This window comes from Streptomyces netropsis (assembly GCF_014203545.1).
In the GTDB taxonomy this organism is placed as follows: domain Bacteria; phylum Actinomycetota; class Actinomycetes; order Streptomycetales; family Streptomycetaceae; genus Streptomyces; species Streptomyces netropsis.
In genome coordinates this window covers 1-18,447 of sequence record NZ_JACHJG010000004.1, presented here as the reverse complement: position 1 = coordinate 18,447, position 18,447 = coordinate 1, and the positions used below count along the sequence as shown (strand labels likewise).

Below are 18,447 nucleotides of genomic sequence, written 5' to 3'. Positions count from 1 at the left end.
CTTGAGGACACCGCCGCGCAGCGGAGGTGCACCCCGCCACGGCCCGCAGGGGCCGGCGCTCACCTGCCGGGACCCGGCCGGCCAGGACCCAGCCGGGCGGCGACGCCCGGCTGCCGGCCGTAGCGCCCGCGCAGCAGCCGCTCCACGTCGTCGCGCAGCCGGCACAGCCCGTCGAGCTGCCCGCCCGGCCGGCGCATCGCCTCGTCGATCGCCAGCAGCTCCTCCGCGGGCACCTGGCTGACGTACGTCCGCAGCTCGGCGAGGTCGAGCCGGCGGTTGAAGTCGTGCACCGCGTCACGCCAGCGGTGCAGCAGCGCGATCAGCGCGTCGTGCCCCGGTTCGGAGAACGCCCCGGACACCAGCGCCGCGTCCGTCGCGGACTGCACGAGCCGGGGATAGACCCGCGCCTTCGGGGCCAGCGGGTCCTGGGGCAGAAAGCTCTCCCCGGCCAGCAGCTCGCTGTTCTTCACCAGCTCGTCGGTGAGCGCGTACAGCGCCTGGGCGCGCCGCTCCCGCGCGGCCGCCCGCCGCTCCGCGTACACCCCGGTGATGGCGGCGACGAGCGCGAGGCCGGAGGCCACGGGCTCGAAGCGGCTGTCCGAGCCCTCGGCGACGGTCACCCACCACACGCACGTACCGAGCGCGATCAGCAGACAGGAGATCGTGGCCGCGGCGAAGAACTGCCGGCTGAACCGGCTGACGAGTCCCATCGGACGTCCCCCCGGGCGTCTCATCGCGGCCCGTCAGTCGCGGAACGGATTGGGCCCGGGGGCACGGGGCTCCGGCGGAGGCGGTACGTCGGCGGACTGGAGCATCAGCAACGCCAGCCCGAACGCGGGCCGGTCGAAGGCGGCGTGCCCGACGTCGTGGGTCTCGCCCACCTTCGTCACCCGCGCGTCCACCAGCATCTTCTCCAGACCGGCCAGGGTGTACTTGCGGCTGAGGAGCAGCCGGATGGTGTCCTGGTCGGGGAACGGCACCGTGCTGCGGTCGGGCAGCGTCAGCTCCAGCGGACCGCCCGTGCGGTTGCGGTAGATCACCTTGATCTTCAGCGCCCGGTCGTCCTCGACCAGCCCCTCGCAGGTGAGGCTGTTCATGTCGATCTGGAGGTCGGTGTACTGCATCAGGGCGCTGGTGACGAACTCCCGGAAGCGCGGGCTGTTCTCGTACTCGTGGGCCGCCGCGCGCGCCGCCGCCTCGTCCTGCCCGGCCGTGCTGGCCACCTCCAGCAGGAAGCGGTCCTGCGGGCGCAGCAGCTTCTCGGCGAGGAGGGCCAGCAACTGGGTGTCGTTGTCGAAGTTGGCGAGCGTATTGCCCAGCAGCGAGTACACGACCGGTTCGTCGCCCACCGCGTGCCGGATCAGGGTGCACAGCCGGTCGAGGTTGGCGGGCATCGAGAAGTCCAGCTGCACCGGCAGCACGTCGGCGGGCGGCACGTGCAGGTGCTCCAGCGCCTCGCGCTGCGCCAGCCGCAGCATCTCGGCGCTCACGTCGACCGGGATGTAGCAGCCCGAGCGGCCCCGGCTGTCGAGGTATCTCAGCAGCGCCTGGTCCTTCTGGCCGGTGCCGGGCCCCAGGCTCACATAGTGCAGCGGCCCGTCGGGCAGCGTCTGTGTCATCGCGCGCCAGCGGCGGCTGAAGGAGCCGATGCTCTCGCGCATCACCGGGTAGTACAGGTCGTTGCACGCGTGGGCCCACGCCACCGTCGACTCCAGGCCCCAGTAGGAGAAGCCGGAGGTGATGCGCTTGCCCGAGCCGCTCGGATCCGGCCCGTGCCGCAGCCCCGCGGTCACCTGCGCGAGCTTGCCCGACTGCTCCTCGCCGACCAGGCACACCGTCCAGCCCGGGTCCCCGAGGATCGACGGAATCCGACGCACTGCCTGTTCCCGATCCGACATCCGTGACGCCCCCTCCGGCCGACCGCCGCGCACGGCCGACACACCGTCAACTCCCGAACCTACCCGCCTGTTGACGATCAGGGGAAGCGTGGTCGGCGTGCTCTGCGCATCTCGCGCGCCGAACTGCTGGGCACCGACACCACGCCGTGGCGCTGGCGCCACACCTGCCGGGTCACCCACACGTCCAGCACCGCCCACGTCGCCGCCACGACGCTCGCCACCGTGCACAGCAACGCGGGCAGCGCGAGCCAGGAACCGACGAGGGTGAACAGCGCCGCGACCATGGCCTGCACCAGCGTCACCGCGATGACGAGCACCGCGCGCACCGCGGAGTCACGGACCGGATCGGGCATCCTCGGCCGCTTGGCCGGCTCCTCCACCCACAACGGCCTGCGCGCGTACGGGCGGATGTCGCGATCCTGGTCCATGACGGCTCACCTCCCCCATTGGCTGCCCCGTTCGGGCCGCTTCCAAAAGGATTCCAAAACGATCCAAAAGCATTCCAAAGGTGGGGGCATCGGCTGGGACACCGTCGTCGTCCCGTCCGGCTCGCCCCTTCAAAGAGCGATCGACCAGGCCCGATGGTTCCCGTGGGGAGGGTAATTCCAGCCAGTTCGGCCGGTTGGGTGACCTGCCGCGGGCGGGCCCCGGGCCGCCGCTGCGCGGGGGGAAAGTCGGGGAATCACCGGACAACTGGTGACGCCCGTCCCGCCGCAACCGGTTCGACGGCCGCACTGGCCTTCGATCAGAGCGCAACGCAGTAGTAGGCTCACGCCGCGTTATCCGTCGGAACACCACCCCCGCGCGCCGGGGTTCACGTAGGGGAGGCCATGCGCTTTCGCGGGAAGTCGATCCGCCGGAAGATCGTGGCGTTGCTGCTGGTGCCACTGGTGTCCCTGACCGGCCTGTGGGCCTTCGCCACCGTGATCACCGGCAGCGAGGCGTTGCAGCTGCTCGGTGTCGCCGACGCGATGCGCAAAATCGGTTACCCCGCCGACGACCTGGTGCGTTCCCTGCAACAGGAGCGCCGCCAGACCCTCGTCCACCTCGCCGACCCCCGCCGGTCCGATGCCCAGGCCGCCCTGCGCCAGCGGCAGCGCACCACCGACAGGATGGTCGCCACCTTCCGCTCCGGCGCGGCCGACGGCGTCCGCGACGAGGTGGACGACACCGCCCGGGCCCGCTTCACCGCCATCGAGAAGAGCCTCGAGACCATCGAGGACATCCGCCGCAAGGTCGACGACAACACCGTCTCCCGCTACGGCGCCTTCCAGGCGTACAACGACCTCATCGAGCCGTACTACGCCTTCCTCGGCAGCCTGAGCGCCGTCCAGGACGACGACCTGGACCGAGAGGGCCGTGCCCTGGTCGGGATCACCCGGGCCCGCGAGGCCGTCTCCCGCGAGGACGCCCTGCTCGCCTCCGCGTTCGCCGCGGGCAGCATGAGCCGCCAGGACCTGCGCGCCTTCTCCGACCACGTCGCCGAGCGCCGGGTCCTCTACAACAACAACCTGCCCGTCCTGCCCGTCGCCGACCAGAAGATCTACGAGGACTACTGGCGCGGCACCAACGCCCAGGCGCTGCGCACCGCCGAGGACGCCGTGATCCTCGCCGGCGCCGGCCGGGCCACCCACGCGGTCGACCCCCAGCGCTGGCAGCACACCATCGGCCCGGTCCTCGACGACCTCGGCCGGATGGGCATCGACGCCGGCAACCGCTACGCGGACCGCGTCGAGCCCGTCGCCGTCGGCGTCCTCGCCAAGGCCGCCGCCGCGGGCGTCCTCGGCCTCGCCGCCCTCGTCTGTTCCCTCGTCGTCTCCTTCAAGATCGGCCGCGGCCTGGTACGGGACCTCAGCCGACTGCGCAAGGAGGCCCACGAGGTCTCCGGCATCCGGCTGCCCAGCGTGATGCGCCGCCTCGCCGCCGGCGAGACGGTCGACATCGAGACCGAGGCCCCCCGCCTCGAATACGGCGCCGACGAACTCGGCCAGGTCGGCCAGGCCCTCAACACCCTCCAGCGCGCCGCCGTCGAGGCCGCCGTGAAACAGGCCGACATGCGCCGCGGCGTCTCCGACGTCTTCGTCAACCTCGCCCGCCGCAGCCAGGTCCTGCTGCACCGCCAGCTGACGCTCCTCGACACCATGGAACGCCGTACCGAGGACACCGACGAACTCGCCGACCTCTTCCGCCTCGACCACCTCACCACCCGCATGCGCCGCCACGCCGAGGGCCTCGTCATCCTCTCCGGCGCCGCACCCTCCCGGCAGTGGCGCAAACCCATCCAGCTGATGGACGTCGTCCGGGCCGCGGTCGGCGAGGTCGAGGACTACCGGCGCGTCGAGGTGCGCCGCCTGCCCAGGCTGGCCGTCCACGGGCCCGCCGTCGCCGACCTCACCCACCTCCTCGCCGAACTGCTGGAGAACGCGACCGTCTTCTCCCCACCGCACACCGCGGTCCAGGTCGTCGGCGAGCGGGTCGCCAACGGCTTCACGCTCGAGATCCACGACCGTGGCCTCGGCATGGCCCCCGACGCCATGCTCGAAGCCAACCTCCGGCTCGCCGAGACCCCGGAGTTCGAGCTGTCCGACACCGACCGCCTCGGCCTGTTCGTGGTCAGCCGGCTCGCCCAGCGCCAAGGCGTACGGGTCTCCCTCCAGCCCTCCCCCTACGGCGGCACCACCGCCGTCGTCTTCATCCCCACGACGCTGCTCACCGAGACGGTGGTGGGTGCCGGAGGGGGCACCAAGACGGGCAAGGGCCGGGGCCGTGACGAGGACGACACCGGCGCGCAGACCACGTCGCCCGGGACGCCCGCCGAGCGGGGCGGGACGCTCCCGCTCACCCGCCGCCCACCGCTGGCCCCCGTGCCCCCGGCCGGCCCGGACCGGACCGACCGGCCCGTCCGGAGCTGGGTCGCTCAGAAGAGCCTGCCGGTCGAACTCGAACCGCCGCTCTCCCTGTTCGACGACGAGGCGGACGAGAGCTGGCACGACGGCGAGAACGGCTGGCCCATCCCGCGCCGTGCCACCGCGGCCCCCCTGGCCCCTCCAGCTGGGGACCCCGGTGCCGAGCAGCACCACCAGGCCAGCGACGCGCTCGCCCCGCTGCCGCGCCGCAGATCCCCCGTCCTGGTCTCCGACCACGGGCGGCGGATCGACGACGCCGAGGCGGGCGGGGAGGCGGGCGAGGCGCGCGAGCCCGCCAAGGACACCGCCGGGGAGCCGGACGAGGAGCGGACGCCGACCGGAGGGCTGCCCCGGCGCGTACGCCAGGCCAGCCTCGCCCCGCAGCTGAAGGACGACCCGGCGGCCCGGTCCGGACCGCCCCCGGCCCCCGCCGACCCCTGCCCCCTCCGCGACGCCGACGAGGTACGGGCCAAGATGGCGGCCCTCCAGCGTGGTTGGCAGCGCGGCCGGGAGGAGAATGAGGCGGACCCACCGGGAACAGCAGCACCAGGAACAACATCTGAGGGGGACGGTCGATGACCGCACCGAAGGCCGCGATACGCACTGCCCCAACCGGGCAGAGCAAAGAACAGCAGACCGGCACGGGGGAGCTGAGCTGGCTCCTCGACGACCTGGTCGAGCGCGTCGGCAGCATCAGCAAGGCCCTCGTCCTCTCCGGCGACGGCCTGCCCACCGGCGCCTCGAAGGGCCTCACCCGTGAGGACGGCGAACATCTGGCCGCCGTCGCCTCCGGCTTCCACAGCCTCGCCAAGGGCGTGGGCCGGCACTTCGAGGCCGGCGACGTCCGCCAGACCATGGTCGAGCTGGACGAGGCCTTTCTGTTCGTCACCGCCGCCGGCGACGGCAGCTGCCTGGCCGTGCTCGCGGACGCGGAGTCCGACATCGGGCTGGTCGCCTACGAGATGACGCTGCTCGTCAAGCGTGTGGGCGCACACCTGGGCACCGCTCCGCGGACCGGCGTGGCCGCCGACGAGTGACGGCCGGCATGACCGGAGACGGCACCGGGTCCGCCCGGGGGGCACCGACACCCCCCGGGCCCCCGGCCACCGCGCCCTCGCGGGCAGCGGCCCACTCCCACCGCGGGGCGCCCGGGACGGGGGAGCCCGCCGCCCGCTGGTACGACGACGCGGCGGGCCCCGTCGTACGCCCGTACGCGATGACCCGGGGACGCACCCGCAGCGCCGCCGAGGCCAAGCTCGACCTGATCGCGGTCGTCGTCGCCGACGAGAGCCTGGCCGACCACCCCGGCGGCGCGCACGCCATCGCCGACCAGACGCTGTCACCGGAACACCTCGACATCGTCGACCTCAGCCGCGACGCACCGCAGTCCATCGCCGAGCTGGCCGCCGGGCTCGATCTGCCGGTCGGTGTGGTCCGGGTCCTCGTCGGAGACCTGATCGACGCCGAGCTGGTACGGGTCTCCCGGCCGGTTCCCCCGGCGGAACTGCCCGACGAGAGCGTGCTGCGCGAGGTGATCGACGGCCTGCGGGCGCTGTGACCCCGCGCCCGCGGGCCCGGCGCCCGAGGAGTCCCAACTGCCGCCCGTGGGGACTTGTCGGGGCCGTGGTCCGTGCGGAACGATCACATCCACGGGGGAGCGCGATACCGCACTGAACCTGAAGAGGAGGAAGAAACCATGGTGTTCAGGCGCTTCGACCGCGGCCGCATACGCTCCGCCACCGACCCGGTGACCCTCAAGCTCCTGGTCGCGGGCGGTTTCGGGGTCGGGAAGACCACGCTCGTGGGCGCGGTGAGCGAGATCAGACCCTTGCGCACCGAGGAGGTGCTGACCGAGGCGGGCCGCCCCGTCGACGACACCCACGGCGTCGAAGGCAAACGCACCACCACGGTCGCCATGGACTTCGGCCGCATCACCCTCCGCGACGACCTCGTCCTCTACCTCTTCGGCACCCCCGGCCAGGACCGCTTCTGGTTCCTCTGGGACGAGCTGGCGCAGGGCGCGCTCGGCGCGGTCGTCCTCGCGGACACCCGGCGGCTCGCTGACTGCTTCGCCGCCGTCGACTACTTCGAGCGGCGCGACATCCCCTTCACCCTCGCCGTCAACGTCTTCGACGGCGCCGCCCGCTACCCCGAGGAGACCGTGCGCGAGGCCCTCGACCTCGACCCCGAGGTCCCCGTCGTCATGTGCGACGCCCGCGAGCGCGACTCCGCCAAGCAGGTCCTGATATCCGTCGTCGAGCACGCCATGGCGACCGGCGCCGCCCGCCGCCGGGCGGCTGCCGTATGAACGCGGAATCAAGCCCGTCCGGCGTTTGAGGACGCGCCCGTAGGGCGCCCGCCGCCGCGGGCGGCGGAGACGGCCGTAGTCAAAGATCCACCGGGTGGACCGGGTGGACCTTAAGCCCCGGCCGCAGGCTCCTCGTGCCAGCCGAAGCTGCGCTCCACGGCCTTGCGCCAGTTGCGGTACTCGCCCTCCCGCGCCGCCGCCCCCAGCCGCGGCGTCCACTCCGCGTCGCGCCGCCAATGCGACCGCAGCTCCTCAGGGTTCCGCCAGACGCCCGTGGCGAGCCCCGCCGCGTACGCCGCGCCCAGGCACGTCGTCTCCGAGATCACCGGCCGGATCACCGGCACACCCAGCACATCGGCCTGATGCTGCATCAGCAGACCGTTGACCGTCATCCCGCCGTCCACCTTGAGCGAGGTGATCCGCACCCCCGAGTCCTGGTACATCGCGTCCACGACCTCACGCGTCTGCCAGCTCGTCGCCTCCAGCACGGCCCGCGCCAGATGCGCCTTCGTGACGTATCCCGTCAGCCCGGTGATCACCCCACGGGCGTCGGAGCGCCAGTACGGCGCGTACAGACCCGAGAACGCGGGGACGATGTACGCGCCGCCGTTGTCCGGCACGCTCGCCGCCAAGGGCTCGATCTCGTCGGCCGAGCGGATCAGCCCCAGTTGGTCGCGGAACCACTGCACCAGCGAGCCGGTCACGGCGATCGACCCCTCCAGGCAGTAGACCGGCGGCTCGCCACCGAGCCGGTACCCCACGGTCGTCAGCAGCCCGTTCTTCGACGCGACGGGCCGCTCGCCGGTGTTCAGCAGCAGGAAACTGCCCGTGCCGTACGTGTTCTTGGCCTCGCCCACCCCGAAACAGGTCTGCCCGAAGACCGCCGCCTGCTGATCGCCGAGCGCCGACGCCACCGGCACCCCGGCGAGCCGCCCGACGGCCCGCCCGTACACCTCCGAGGAGGACCGGATCTCCGGCAGCACCGCCTCCGGGATGTTCATCGCGCCCAGGATCGCGGGGTCCCACTGGAGGGTCGCGAGGTTCATCAGCATCGTGCGGGAGGCGTTGGTGACGTCCGTGACGTGCGTCCCGCCGTCCGTGCCGCCCGTCAGGTTCCAGATCAGCCACGAGTCCACGGTGCCGAACGCGATCTCACCGTTCTCCGCGCGCCGCCGCAGCCCCGGCACGTGGTCCAGCAGCCAGGCGACCTTGGGCCCCGAGAAATAGCTGGCCAACGGCAGCCCGGTGGCCTGCCGGAACCGGTCCTGGCCGCACTGCGCCGTCGATGCCAGCTCGTGGCAGAGCGCGGAGGTGCGGGTGTCCTGCCAGACGATGGCGTTGTGCACCGGTTTGCCCGTGGTGCGGTCCCACAGGACCGTCGTCTCGCGCTGATTGGTGATGCCCAGCGCGCTCAGCTCGTCGGCCCGCAGCCCCGCCCGGGCCAGCGCCCCCGCCACCACCGCCTGCACCTTCGTCCAGATCTCCGCCGCGTCGTGCTCCACCCAGCCCGGCCGGGGGAAGATCTGCCGGTGCTCACGCTGCTCGACGGCGACGATCGCACCGGCCCGGTCGAAGACGATGCAACGACTGGAGGTGGTGCCCTGATCGATCGCGGCGACGTACGAGTCCGTCATGGCATCTCCTGACTCGGTGGTCCGAACGGGCAGTGTTCACCTGCCGTGACGGAGCGTCAAGGCGCCGGACGCCGCGAGACGGGGAAGTCGAAATACGTGTCGGGGAACGGCTCCGCGCGGTACGTGTAGTGCCACCACTCCTCGGCCAGGTTGGCGAAACCGGCCTTCTCCATCACGGACTTGAGCAGCATCCGGTTCGCCCGCGGAGCACCCTGGACGCGCGGGTCCGCGGTGTGCGACAGCGTGTCGAAGCAGTCGTACCCCGTGCCCATGTCGACGGAGTTGTCGGGGAACCGCTCCTCCTTCGGCGCGTAGCAGGACACCAGAGACTCCCCGGGGATGTACGGGCGGGTCGGCACGGCCGGCAGCTTCACGATCGTCAGATCCATGGTGCTGCCCCTGCTGTGCCCGGACTTCTCGGCGATATAACCGTCCAGGAACAGCCGTGACTTCGCCACGCGCGGATAGAACTCCGCCCTCATCCTCTGATCGTCGAGGTCCTTCGCCCACGCCACGAAGTCGTCGACCGCGCGCTGCGGGCGGTAGCAGTCGTAGACCTTGAGTCCGTAACCCCGGCGCAGCAGCGCGCGCTGAGCCTCGTGCAGGGCGTCGGCGGCGGGGCGGGTGAGCAGACACAGGGGGCGGCGGTAGCCGTCGACGCGGTGGCCGGTGAAGTTGTGCGGGGTGAAGTAGCGCATCTCCTGCAGGATCGTCGGATCGACGTCGGAGAGCGCCACGAACTCCTTCGGCGGTCTCGGTTCCGGCCGCGCCTGCGCCAAGGGCGCGGACGCGACGGCGACGACCGCGGCGACGGGCAGGACGAGAGCACGCAACACGGCGGAGAGTCTGGACATGCCTTCCAGATACCAGGAGAACGCAACGAGAAGGAAGAGCCAGGGAACACCCCCCACACGCGAGGGCCCGGGACGCGCAGGTGGGTGACGAGGCGCAAAGCGAAGCACCCCGCAACCCACCTGCGCGGCACGGGCCCGCCCGTAGCCGTGCGGCGGACCGTGCCGTGCGGCGAACCGCGCAGCGGAACCCGCACTGCTACCGCGCAGCGGACCCCGCAGCGGACCCGCGGACGCGGACCGGGTACGCGACCTCCTCCGCACCCTCCTGCTCCACCGTCACCACCCCACCCCGCGACCGCGTCGTGAAGCGCACCACCTCCGGCTGCTCCCAGCCGTCACCCGCGTCCGTGATCAGCACACCGCCGCCCGTACGGCCCGGAGCCGGTGCCCACACCTCCAGCTCCACCCGCCCGTCCGCGCCCGCGACCGGCACCACCGAACCCGCCCGCGCCAGCACCGGGATCCGGGACAGCGGCGCGTCCAACAGCACCTGCCCCGGCCCCTCGTGCGCCAGGCCCGTGGCCGTGTCGTACCAGCGCCCCCGCGGCAGCCGCACCGCCCGCCGGTCCGCCCCCTGCTCCAGCACCGGCGCCACCAGCAGCGAATCGCCCAGCAGGAACGCGTCCTCGCAGTCCCGCAGCGCCCGGTCCTCCGGCGAACGCCACCACACGGGCCGCACATAAGGGGCCCCGGTGCGCCGCGCCAGATGCGCCAGCGTCATGAAATACGGCAGCAGCCGCACCCGCTCCCGCAGCGCCGCCGTCGCGTGATCGAGGGTCTGCGCACCGAACTCCCACGGCTCCCGCCGACCCGCCCCGATCGCCGCGTGCGTACGGAACAGCGGCAGATACGAGCCCAGCTGGAACCAGCGCAGATAAAGCTCCGGCGACGGCGAACCCGTGAACCCCCCGATGTCCGGCCCCGAATACGGCACCCCGCACAGCCCCAGCCCCAGCACCAGCGCCAGCGACGCCCGCAGCCCCGGCCACCCCGTCGCCACATCGCCCGACCACGTGCCGCCGTAGCGCTGCATCCCCGCCCAGCCCGAGCGGGAGAAGAGGAACGGCCGCTCCCGCGTGCGCAGTTCGCACAGCCCCTCGTACCCGGCCCGTGCCATCGCGAGCCCGTACACGTTGTGCGCCTCGCGGTGATCACCGCCCCGGCCCTCCAGCACGTGCCGGGCCGAGCGCGGCAGCGTCGGATCGCCGAACGCCGCGAACGACACCGGCTCGTTCATGTCGTGCCACACCCCGGAGAACCCCTGCGCCAACCGCTCCGCGTACAGCCCGCCCCACCACGCGCGCACCTTCGGATCCGTGAAGTCCGGGAAGACCGACTCGCCCGGCCACACCTCGCCCCGCACCTCCCGCCCCCGCCCGTCCCGCACGAAGGCCCCCGCCGCCACCCCGCTGTCGTACTCCGCGAGACCCGGCTCGGCCTTCACCGCCGGATCCACGATCGACACCAGCCGGACCCCCTGCTCCCGCAGCTCGGCCGCCAGCCCCGGCAGATCCGGAAACCGCTCCCGGTCCACGGTGAAGACGCGATGGCCCCGGTAGTGATCGATGTCCAGGTGCAGCGCCGACAGCGGCAGCCCCCGCTCCCGGTAGCCGGTCACCACCCGCCGCACCTCGCGCTCACTGCCGAACCCCCAACGCGCGTGGTGGTGGCCCAGCGCCCACGCGGGCGGCAGCGCCGGCGCGCCGGTGAGCGCCGCCCATGCGTGCAGCACGCGCGCGGGCGTGCCCGCCATCACCCAGTAACGCACCGGGCCGCCGTCCATCCGCAGCTCACAACGGCCCGGCCGGTCGTGCCCGGACCCCGCACCCTCCTCGCCCTCCCACAAGGTGACCCGACCGTCCCACGAATTGTCGTGAAACATCAGATGTGTCCCCGCGTCCGCCACCACCAACTGCACCGGCATCGTCACGTACAACGGGTCGTCGCCCGGCTCGAACGAACCCCCGGGATCGGTATTCCACAGCCGGTACGAACCGGTCCGCAGCCGCGGCCCCGCCGCCCTGCCCCCGAGGCCGAAGAAACGGGCGTCCGCCGTCACCTCGGACCGCTGCACCCACCGGGAGCCCGCGGCGCCGGGACCACGGCCGGGAGCATCCGCGGGCGAGCCGTCGGAGAGCGGGCCGGCAGGGCACGCCGGGCCCCGCAGAGCGGCCGGCACCGGCTCCCACCAGCGCGGCGGCAGATCACGCCGCAGCATCACCCCGCCCGGGGTCCGCACCTCCACCGCCCCGAGCCTCGACACCACCACCAGCACCCGCTCGGACACCACCCGCCAGCCGCCGTCGGTGTCCGGCTCCAGCACCGCCCGCTCGTCCACCTCCGGACACGCCCCCGCCAGCGCGTACGACGGTTCCGGTGCCGCCCCGTCCCAGCCGCAGAACACCGCGCCGCCCGCCGCGACCCGCACCCGCAACGACGACCGCGCGAACCGCACCACCCCGCCCCCCGGCTGCGGCTCGGCCCCCACCGCCTCGCCGGGCACCCGGGCCCGCCCGGCCCCCGGCGGGGGCAGCTCCACCGAATCCGCGCGCCACCGCCGCCACGCCGACCGCACGGACCGCAGCCCCCGCGCCGACCCGACCGTCCGCACCGCCGCCACCGACTTCACCGACCGCACCAGCTCACGCGCATCCATGCTGATCACCCTGCCACCGCCGCCACCGGGCGCGCGGTCCGTTCAACTCCCGTTCACCCGCACCGATCACCCGCCGGAAAGCCGTGACGACGCCGACGCGGCCGTGAGATGGGCCGCCGACCCTGGTGCCGGAGTCGATCACGTGGCATCGTCCTGGTCAGCCGCGTCACGCGCATACCCCGCCTGTGTGCGCGGCGACGCCCACGACGCGTACAGCCCGGGAGCCGACCATGACCACCGCACCGCCGCCCGCCACCCAGCCGGAGCCCCTGTGGCGCCCCGGCGAGGACCGTGTCGCCCGCGCCCAGGTCACCCGGTTCCAGACCTGGGCCGCGGAGCGGCACGGCGCGCCCGACACCGTCCCCGGCGACCCCGCCGCGAGCTACGCCGCCCTGCACCGCTGGTCGGTGGACGAGCTGGAGCGCTTCTGGCAAGCCGTCGCGCAATGGTGCGACGTCCGCTTCGCGAGCCCCTACGAGCGGGTGCTCGCCGACCGGGGCATGCCGGGCGCGACCTGGTTCCCCGGCGCCACCCTCAACTACGCCGAACACGCCCTGCGCGCCGCCGAGGACCCCGACCGCGCCCACCAGCCGGCCCTCCTGCACGTCGACGAGACCCACGAGCCGACGCCCGTCAGCTGGGCCGAACTCCGCCGCCAGGTCGGCTCCCTCGCGGCCGAGCTGCGCCGCCTCGGTGTCCGCCCCGGCGACCGGGTCAGCGGCTACCTGCCCAACATCCCGCACGCCGTCGTCGCCCTGCTCGCCACCGCCGCCGTCGGCGGCGTGTGGACCTCCTGCGCCCCCGACTTCGGCGCCCGCAGCGTCCTGGACCGCTTCCAGCAGGTCGAGCCCGTCGTCCTGTTCACCGTCGACGGCTACCACTACGGCGGCAAGCGGCACGCGCGCGCCGACGTGGTCGCCGAGCTGCGCGCCGAGCTCCCCACCGTGCGCGCGGTCGTCCACATCCCGCTGCTCGGCACGGCCGCCCCCGAGGGCGCCCTCGACTGGGACACCCTCGTCTCGGCGGACGTGGAGCCCGTCTTCGAACACGTCCCCTTCGACCACCCGCTGTGGGTCCTCTACTCCTCCGGCACCACCGGCCTGCCCAAGGCCATCGTCCAGTCCCAGGGCGGCATCCTCCTCGAACACCTCAAGCAGCTCGCCCTGCACTGCGACCTCGGCCCGCAGGACCGCTTCTTCTGGTACACCTCCACCGGCTGGATGATGTGGAACTTCCTCGTCTCCGGCCTCCTGGTGGGCTCCACCGTCGTCCTCTACGACGGCAGCCCCGGCCACCCCGACACCGGCGCCCAGTGGCGCATCGCCGAGCGCACCGGCGCCACGCTCTTCGGCACCTCCGCCGCCTACGTGATGGCCTGCCGCAAAGCCGGGGTCCACCCCGGCCGCGACTTCGACCTCTCCCGCGTCAAGTGCGTCGCCACCACGGGCTCGCCCCTGCCGCCCGACGGCTTCCGCTGGATCCACGACGAGGTCGCCGACGACATGTGGATCGCCTCCGTCAGCGGCGGCACCGACGTCTGCAGCTGCTTCGCCGGAGCCGTTCCCACCCTCCCCGTGCACATCGGCGAACTCCAGGCCCCCTGCCTCGGCACGGACCTCCAGGCCTGGGACGCCCACGGCAAGCCCGTCGTCGACGAGGTGGGCGAGCTGATCGTCGCGGCTCCCATGCCGTCCATGCCCATCCGCTTCTGGAACGACCCCGACGGCACGCGCTACCGCGAGAGCTACTTCGAGATGTTCCCCGGCGCCTGGCGGCACGGCGACTGGATCACCCTCACCTCGCGCGGCAGCGTCATCATCCACGGCCGCTCCGACTCCACCCTCAACCGCCAGGGCGTACGGATGGGCTCCGCCGACATCTACGAGGCCGTCGAACGGCTCCCCGAGATCCGCGAATCCCTCGTCATCGGCGCCGAACAGCCCGACGGCGGCTACTGGATGCCGCTCTTCGTCCACCTCGCCCCCGGCGTCACCCTGGACGACGAACTGCTCGCCCGCATCAAGCGGACCATCCGCGAACAGCTCTCCCCGCGCCACGTCCCCGACGAGGTCATCGAGGTCCCGGGCATCCCGCACACCCTCACCGGCAAGCGCATCGAGGTCCCCGTCAAGCGACTCCTCCAGGGCACCCCGCTGGAGAAGGCCGTCAACCCCGGCTCGGTCGACAACATCGACCTCCTGCGCTTCTACGAGGACCTGGCCCGCACCCGCGCCACCGGCTGACGAGCGCCCACGGGCCGCCGGACACCCCGTCCGGCGGCCCGTACACCCACGACGAGATCGATTGTCAGTGCCCCCGCTTACTGTGAGTGAGTATTGATCACGCGCGCTGAGGGGGAGTTCATGGCGCACAGCAACGACGGCAGGAAGCGACCGACCGCGCGAAGGCGACCGGGGGCGCGGCGCCGGCTCCGGTGCGAAGTGCCCAGCACCGTGGCCGTGCTGGCCGACGAGCAGGACTTCGCCGCCATGCGGCGGTACGCATCGTTCACGTTCGACGACCACGCGACATATCTGCGGCAGATGGAGGGGCTGCTGCGGACCCTCGCCGCCGAGGGCACGTACACGAGCGTCGCCCTCTTCGACCCGGTCGACTACGAGGAATTCTGCTCGGACTCCCACCTCGACCCCGACACCGCGGCCAGCCGCACCCGCTACACCGCCGAAGTCGCCGCGGCGGGCAGCAAAGTCACCTATGAGGGACAGCCCATCGGCAGGCTGCTGCCCCAACTCGTCGACGAGGCCGAGCAGCAGGCGACATGGGAGTACGCCACGGCGCTGCTGGCCCGCGGCGGCGACTGCGCGACCTGCGGCGAGGACACCGGGAAGACGGCCTTCGCCAAGGCATCGCAGCTCCTGCGCCGGCTCGTCGAAGCCGTGGGCCCCGGCACCCACCACCTCGTGTGCAGCGTCCCCGCCGAAGGGGACGTCCCGCTCGTTGCCGTGCTCCACACGGAGAGCCACGCCGACGGCATGCTGCGGCTGGGGGAGGCCGCGGCGCTGATCTTCTGCACCGTGCTGGCCGCCGGGATCGCCACCGACCGACCCGGCGGCGTCGTCCTGCGGACCACCACACCCGGCGCCCCCGACACGGTGCGCGGCTGGGGGCTGCGCGACGGCCGGCTGAGGCCCCTCAGCGAGGCCGAGGTCTTCGACGCCTACTGCACCGACGCCGACACCGGCGAACCCGTACCGCCCGAGCCCGGCGTCGAATACCGCGCCGGCCTTCCCCTCGACGACCCCGGGGCATCCGCGGAACCCCAGGAACCCGAGACACCCGAGAAAGGGGCCTGACGCGCAAGGGGTGTCCCGCCGGACCCGGCGGGACACCCCTTGGCTCACTCGTGCGCCGACTGTCGCCGACGGCACCGGCTCACTCGCCGGACAGCACCGCCTGCGCGGCCACGCGGGCCTCCTCGGCGCTGTCGGTGGCACGGGCCGCGGCGGCGGCCCGCTCGCACTGCGCGAGCGTGTGCTTGGCCAGCGTCGCGCGCACGTACGGAATCGACGCGGCGCCCATGGACAGGCTCGTCACGCCCAGACCGGTCAGCACACAGGCGAGCAGCGGGTCGGCCGCGGCCTCGCCGCACACGCCACAGCTCTTGCCCTCGGCCTTGGCGGCCTCCGCCGAGGCGGCGACCAGGTCGAGCAGCGCCGGCTGCCACGGGTCCTGCAGACGCGACACCGCACCGACCTGACGGTCGGCGGCGAACGTGTACTGCGCCAGGTCGTTCGTCCCCAGCGACAGGAACTCGACCTCCTGCAGGATCGAACGCGCCCGCAGCGCGGCGGACGGGATCTCCACCATCGCGCCGAACTTGGCGTTCAGCCCCGCCTCGCGGCACGCGTCGGCGAACGCCTTCGCGTCGGTCCGGTCCGCCACCATCGGGGCCATGACCTCGAGGTAGACCGGCAGCCCCTCGGCGGCCTTGGCCAGCGCGGTGAGCTGCGTGCGCAGCACGTCCGGGTGGTCGAGCAGGGTCCGCAGACCCCGCACGCCCAGCGCCGGGTTCGGCTCGTCGGCAGGCGTCAGGAAGTCCAGCGGCTTGTCCGCGCCCGCGTCCAGCACGCGCACGACCACGCGGCCCTCGGGGAACGCCTCCAGCACCTTGCGGTACGCCTCGACCTGCTTGGCCTCGGACGGCGCCTTCTTGCTGTCGTCCAGGAAGAGGAACTCGGTACGGAACAGGCCGACGCCCTCCGCACCCGCCTCGACCGCGGCCGGCACGTCCGCCGGACCACCGACATTGGCGAGCAGCGGCACCTTGTGACCGTCGGACGTCGCGCCCGGACCGGACGAAGCGGACAGCGCCGCCTTCCGCTCCTCCGCGGCCTTGGTCAGCTCGACGCGCTTCTCCGGGCTGGGGTCGACGAAGATGTCGCCCGTGCTGCCGTCCACGGCCACCACCGTGCCTTCGGCAAGCTCACCCGCACCGGGCAGCGCCACGACCGCGGGCACCCCGAGCGCCCGCGCCAGGATGGCGCTGTGGCTGGTCGGCCCGCCCTCCTCGGTCACGAAGCCGAGCACCAGCGTCGGGTCGAGCAGCGCCGTGTCGGCGGGAGCGAGGTCCCGGGCGATGAGCACGTACGGCTCGTCGCTGTCCGGTACACCCGGCATCGGCACGCCCAGCAGGCGGGCGACGATGCGGTTGCGCACGTCGTCGAGGTCGGCCACCCGGCCGGCCAGGTACTCACCGGCGTTGGCGAGCAGCGCGCGGTAGGCGGCGAACGCGTCGTACACCGCACGCTCGGCGGTGCTGCCGACGGTGATGCGCCGGTCCACGTCCGCCATCAGCTCGGGGTCCTGAGCCATCATGGCCTGGGCCTCGAGCACGTGCTGGGCCTCGCCACCGGCCAGGTTGCCGCGCGCGATGAGGTCGGCGGCGACGGCCTCGACGGCCTGGCGGGCGCGACCCTGTTCACGCGGCGCCTCGTCCGTCGGAATCTGCTTGGCCGGCGGCTCCAGAACCGCCGTGCCCATGTGCCGCACCTCGCCGATCGCCACACCGTGGCTCACGCCGACGCCTCGCAGCGTTGTCTCCATTTCACCCGTCTCCGGTTGATGCGGCGGATCCGCCCGCCGCGGTGAATGTCGTACGTGCCGTCAGAGACGGCGGAGGGTCGCTGCGATCACTGCCAGGAGAACAGAGCGTCGCCGGCCTTGAGGTCGCCGTCCTCGCGGACGTCGCCCAGCGCGTCGGCGGTGGCCTCGAGCGCGACGATCGGGCAGACCGGCGACTTGCCGGCGGCCTCGACCGCGACGGGGTTCCAGCGGATGATGTCCTGGCCGCGCGTCACGGTGTCGCCCTTGTTGACGAGCAGCTCGAAGCCCTCGCCGTTGAGCTGCACGGTGTCGATGCCGAGGTGCGTCAGCACGCCGTGCCCTTCCGCGTCGACGACGACGAACGCGTGGGGGTGCAGCGAGACGATGACACCGTCGACCGGCGAAACCGCCGTCGAGGGCTCACGCGCGGGGTCGATGGCGGTACCGGGACCCACCATCGAGCCGGAGAAGACGGGGTCGGGCACAGCCGCGAGTCCGATGGCGCGTCCGGCGATCGGGGACGTCACGGTGGTCATGGGAAGCCTCCCAGGGGTGGAGATTCATCACGCGCCGCCACTACCTGTCCTGGGCGGCGCGCTGATCAGAAGCGTAAGTCATAGGAACTGAGGATTCCGCACACGTGAGCCCACCTGGCCGAGGTCGCGCGAGGGCACGCGCGCGCGTGCGGAGTAGAGCTGTGAGGCGGCAGAGAGCGAGCTGACGGAGAGCCGGTGAGGAGCCGCTGGGGGAGTCGTCGGGGGTGGGAGAGGGGGAGAGGGGAGGAGGAGAGAAGGGGGCCTCCGAGTCGGTGGTCGACGACGCTCCAGAATCGATTTGCCTCGCCCTGGTGGGACCTGTACTGTCGTACTCCTGCCCACCACCGAGGCCCGCAGTCAAATGCCGGCAAGGCGGGGGCGGCACCTATCGGATTATAATCCTTCCCGGATCCGCTTCTGTGTGTCCGTATGCCTTTATGGCTGCGGAAAACAAGCGGTAAGGGAGCGGAAAAACTCCTGATAGAGTGGTGGAACACGAAGGGAAGCGCCCGGAGGAAAGCCCGAGAGGGTGAGTACAAAGGAAGCGTCCGTTCCTTGAGAACTCAACAGCGTGCCAAAAGTCAACGCCAG

14 protein-coding genes are annotated in these 18,447 nt (G+C 72.6%); 6 read left to right on the top strand and 8 right to left on the bottom strand.

Annotation, left to right across the window (positions count from 1 at the left end):
- Positions 1-59: 59 nt before the first annotated feature.
- From FHS38_RS11520 to FHS38_RS11510, 3 genes are all read right to left on the bottom strand, one after another.
- Positions 60-710 (bottom strand): hypothetical protein, encoded by a 651-nt coding sequence (locus FHS38_RS11520; protein ID WP_184733443.1) that lies wholly within the window; start codon positions 708-710, stop codon positions 60-62.
- A 33-nt stretch (positions 711-743) separates the two neighbouring features.
- Positions 744-1,877, bottom strand: coding sequence for an L-histidine N(alpha)-methyltransferase (locus tag FHS38_RS11515; RefSeq protein WP_184733442.1), 1,134 nt, complete (start codon positions 1,875-1,877; stop codon positions 744-746).
- Positions 1,878-1,975: 98 nt separating this feature from the next.
- Positions 1,976-2,326 carry a hypothetical protein gene (locus FHS38_RS11510; RefSeq protein WP_184733441.1) on the bottom strand — a complete coding sequence of 117 codons (351 nt, stop codon included), beginning with the start codon at positions 2,324-2,326 and terminating at the stop codon, positions 1,976-1,978.
- 402 nt (positions 2,327-2,728) lie between these two features.
- Between FHS38_RS11510 and FHS38_RS11505 the strand changes: the two genes are divergently transcribed.
- The 4 genes from FHS38_RS11505 (at position 2,729) to FHS38_RS11490 (ending at position 7,112) form a co-directional block, all read left to right on the top strand.
- Positions 2,729-5,383 carry a sensor histidine kinase gene (locus FHS38_RS11505; RefSeq protein WP_184733440.1) on the top strand — a complete coding sequence of 885 codons (2,655 nt, stop codon included), beginning with the start codon at positions 2,729-2,731 and terminating at the stop codon, positions 5,381-5,383.
- Positions 5,380-5,841, top strand: a complete 462-nt coding sequence (locus FHS38_RS11500; protein ID WP_184733439.1) for a roadblock/LC7 domain-containing protein — start codon at positions 5,380-5,382, stop codon at positions 5,839-5,841. Before FHS38_RS11505 ends, FHS38_RS11500 begins: the two co-directional genes overlap by 4 nt.
- 8 nt (positions 5,842-5,849) lie before the next feature.
- Positions 5,850-6,362 carry a DUF742 domain-containing protein gene (locus FHS38_RS11495; RefSeq protein ID WP_184733438.1) on the top strand — a complete coding sequence of 171 codons (513 nt, stop codon included), beginning with the start codon at positions 5,850-5,852 and terminating at the stop codon, positions 6,360-6,362.
- Positions 6,363-6,500: 138 nt separating this feature from the next.
- Entirely contained in the window at positions 6,501-7,112 is a 612-nt protein-coding gene (locus FHS38_RS11490; RefSeq protein WP_184733437.1) for a GTP-binding protein, read from the top strand.
- Between the two features lie 110 nt (positions 7,113-7,222).
- Here FHS38_RS11490 and glpK read toward each other — a convergent pair whose 3' ends face one another.
- From glpK to FHS38_RS11475, 3 genes are all read right to left on the bottom strand, one after another.
- Positions 7,223-8,746, bottom strand: coding sequence for a glycerol kinase GlpK (glpK, locus tag FHS38_RS11485; protein WP_184733436.1), 1,524 nt, complete (start codon positions 8,744-8,746; stop codon positions 7,223-7,225).
- 56 nt (positions 8,747-8,802) lie between these two features.
- Entirely contained in the window at positions 8,803-9,600 is a 798-nt protein-coding gene (locus FHS38_RS11480) for a M15 family metallopeptidase (RefSeq protein ID WP_184733435.1), read from the bottom strand.
- Between the two features lie 196 nt (positions 9,601-9,796).
- Positions 9,797-12,256, bottom strand: a complete 2,460-nt coding sequence (locus FHS38_RS11475; protein ID WP_184733434.1) for a glycoside hydrolase family 31 protein — start codon at positions 12,254-12,256, stop codon at positions 9,797-9,799.
- A 230-nt stretch (positions 12,257-12,486) separates the two neighbouring features.
- Between FHS38_RS11475 and FHS38_RS11470 the strand changes: the two genes are divergently transcribed.
- Both FHS38_RS11470 and FHS38_RS11465 read left to right on the top strand, forming a co-directional pair.
- Entirely contained in the window at positions 12,487-14,499 is a 2,013-nt protein-coding gene (locus tag FHS38_RS11470; protein WP_184733433.1) for an acetoacetate--CoA ligase, read from the top strand.
- A gap of 120 nt (positions 14,500-14,619) precedes the next feature.
- Positions 14,620-15,570 (top strand): DUF8829 domain-containing protein, encoded by a 951-nt coding sequence (locus tag FHS38_RS11465; protein ID WP_184733432.1) that lies wholly within the window; start codon positions 14,620-14,622, stop codon positions 15,568-15,570.
- A 79-nt stretch (positions 15,571-15,649) separates the two neighbouring features.
- On the opposite strand, the gene ptsP is transcribed toward FHS38_RS11465, so the two are convergent.
- Together ptsP and FHS38_RS11455 are read right to left on the bottom strand one after the other, a co-directional pair.
- Positions 15,650-17,320 carry a phosphoenolpyruvate--protein phosphotransferase gene (gene ptsP / locus FHS38_RS11460; protein WP_184733431.1) on the bottom strand — a complete coding sequence of 557 codons (1,671 nt, stop codon included), beginning with the start codon at positions 17,318-17,320 and terminating at the stop codon, positions 15,650-15,652.
- Between the two features lie 86 nt (positions 17,321-17,406).
- Positions 17,407-17,856, bottom strand: coding sequence for a PTS sugar transporter subunit IIA (locus FHS38_RS11455; protein ID WP_184733430.1), 450 nt, complete (start codon positions 17,854-17,856; stop codon positions 17,407-17,409).
- Positions 17,857-18,447 lie beyond the last annotated feature (591 nt).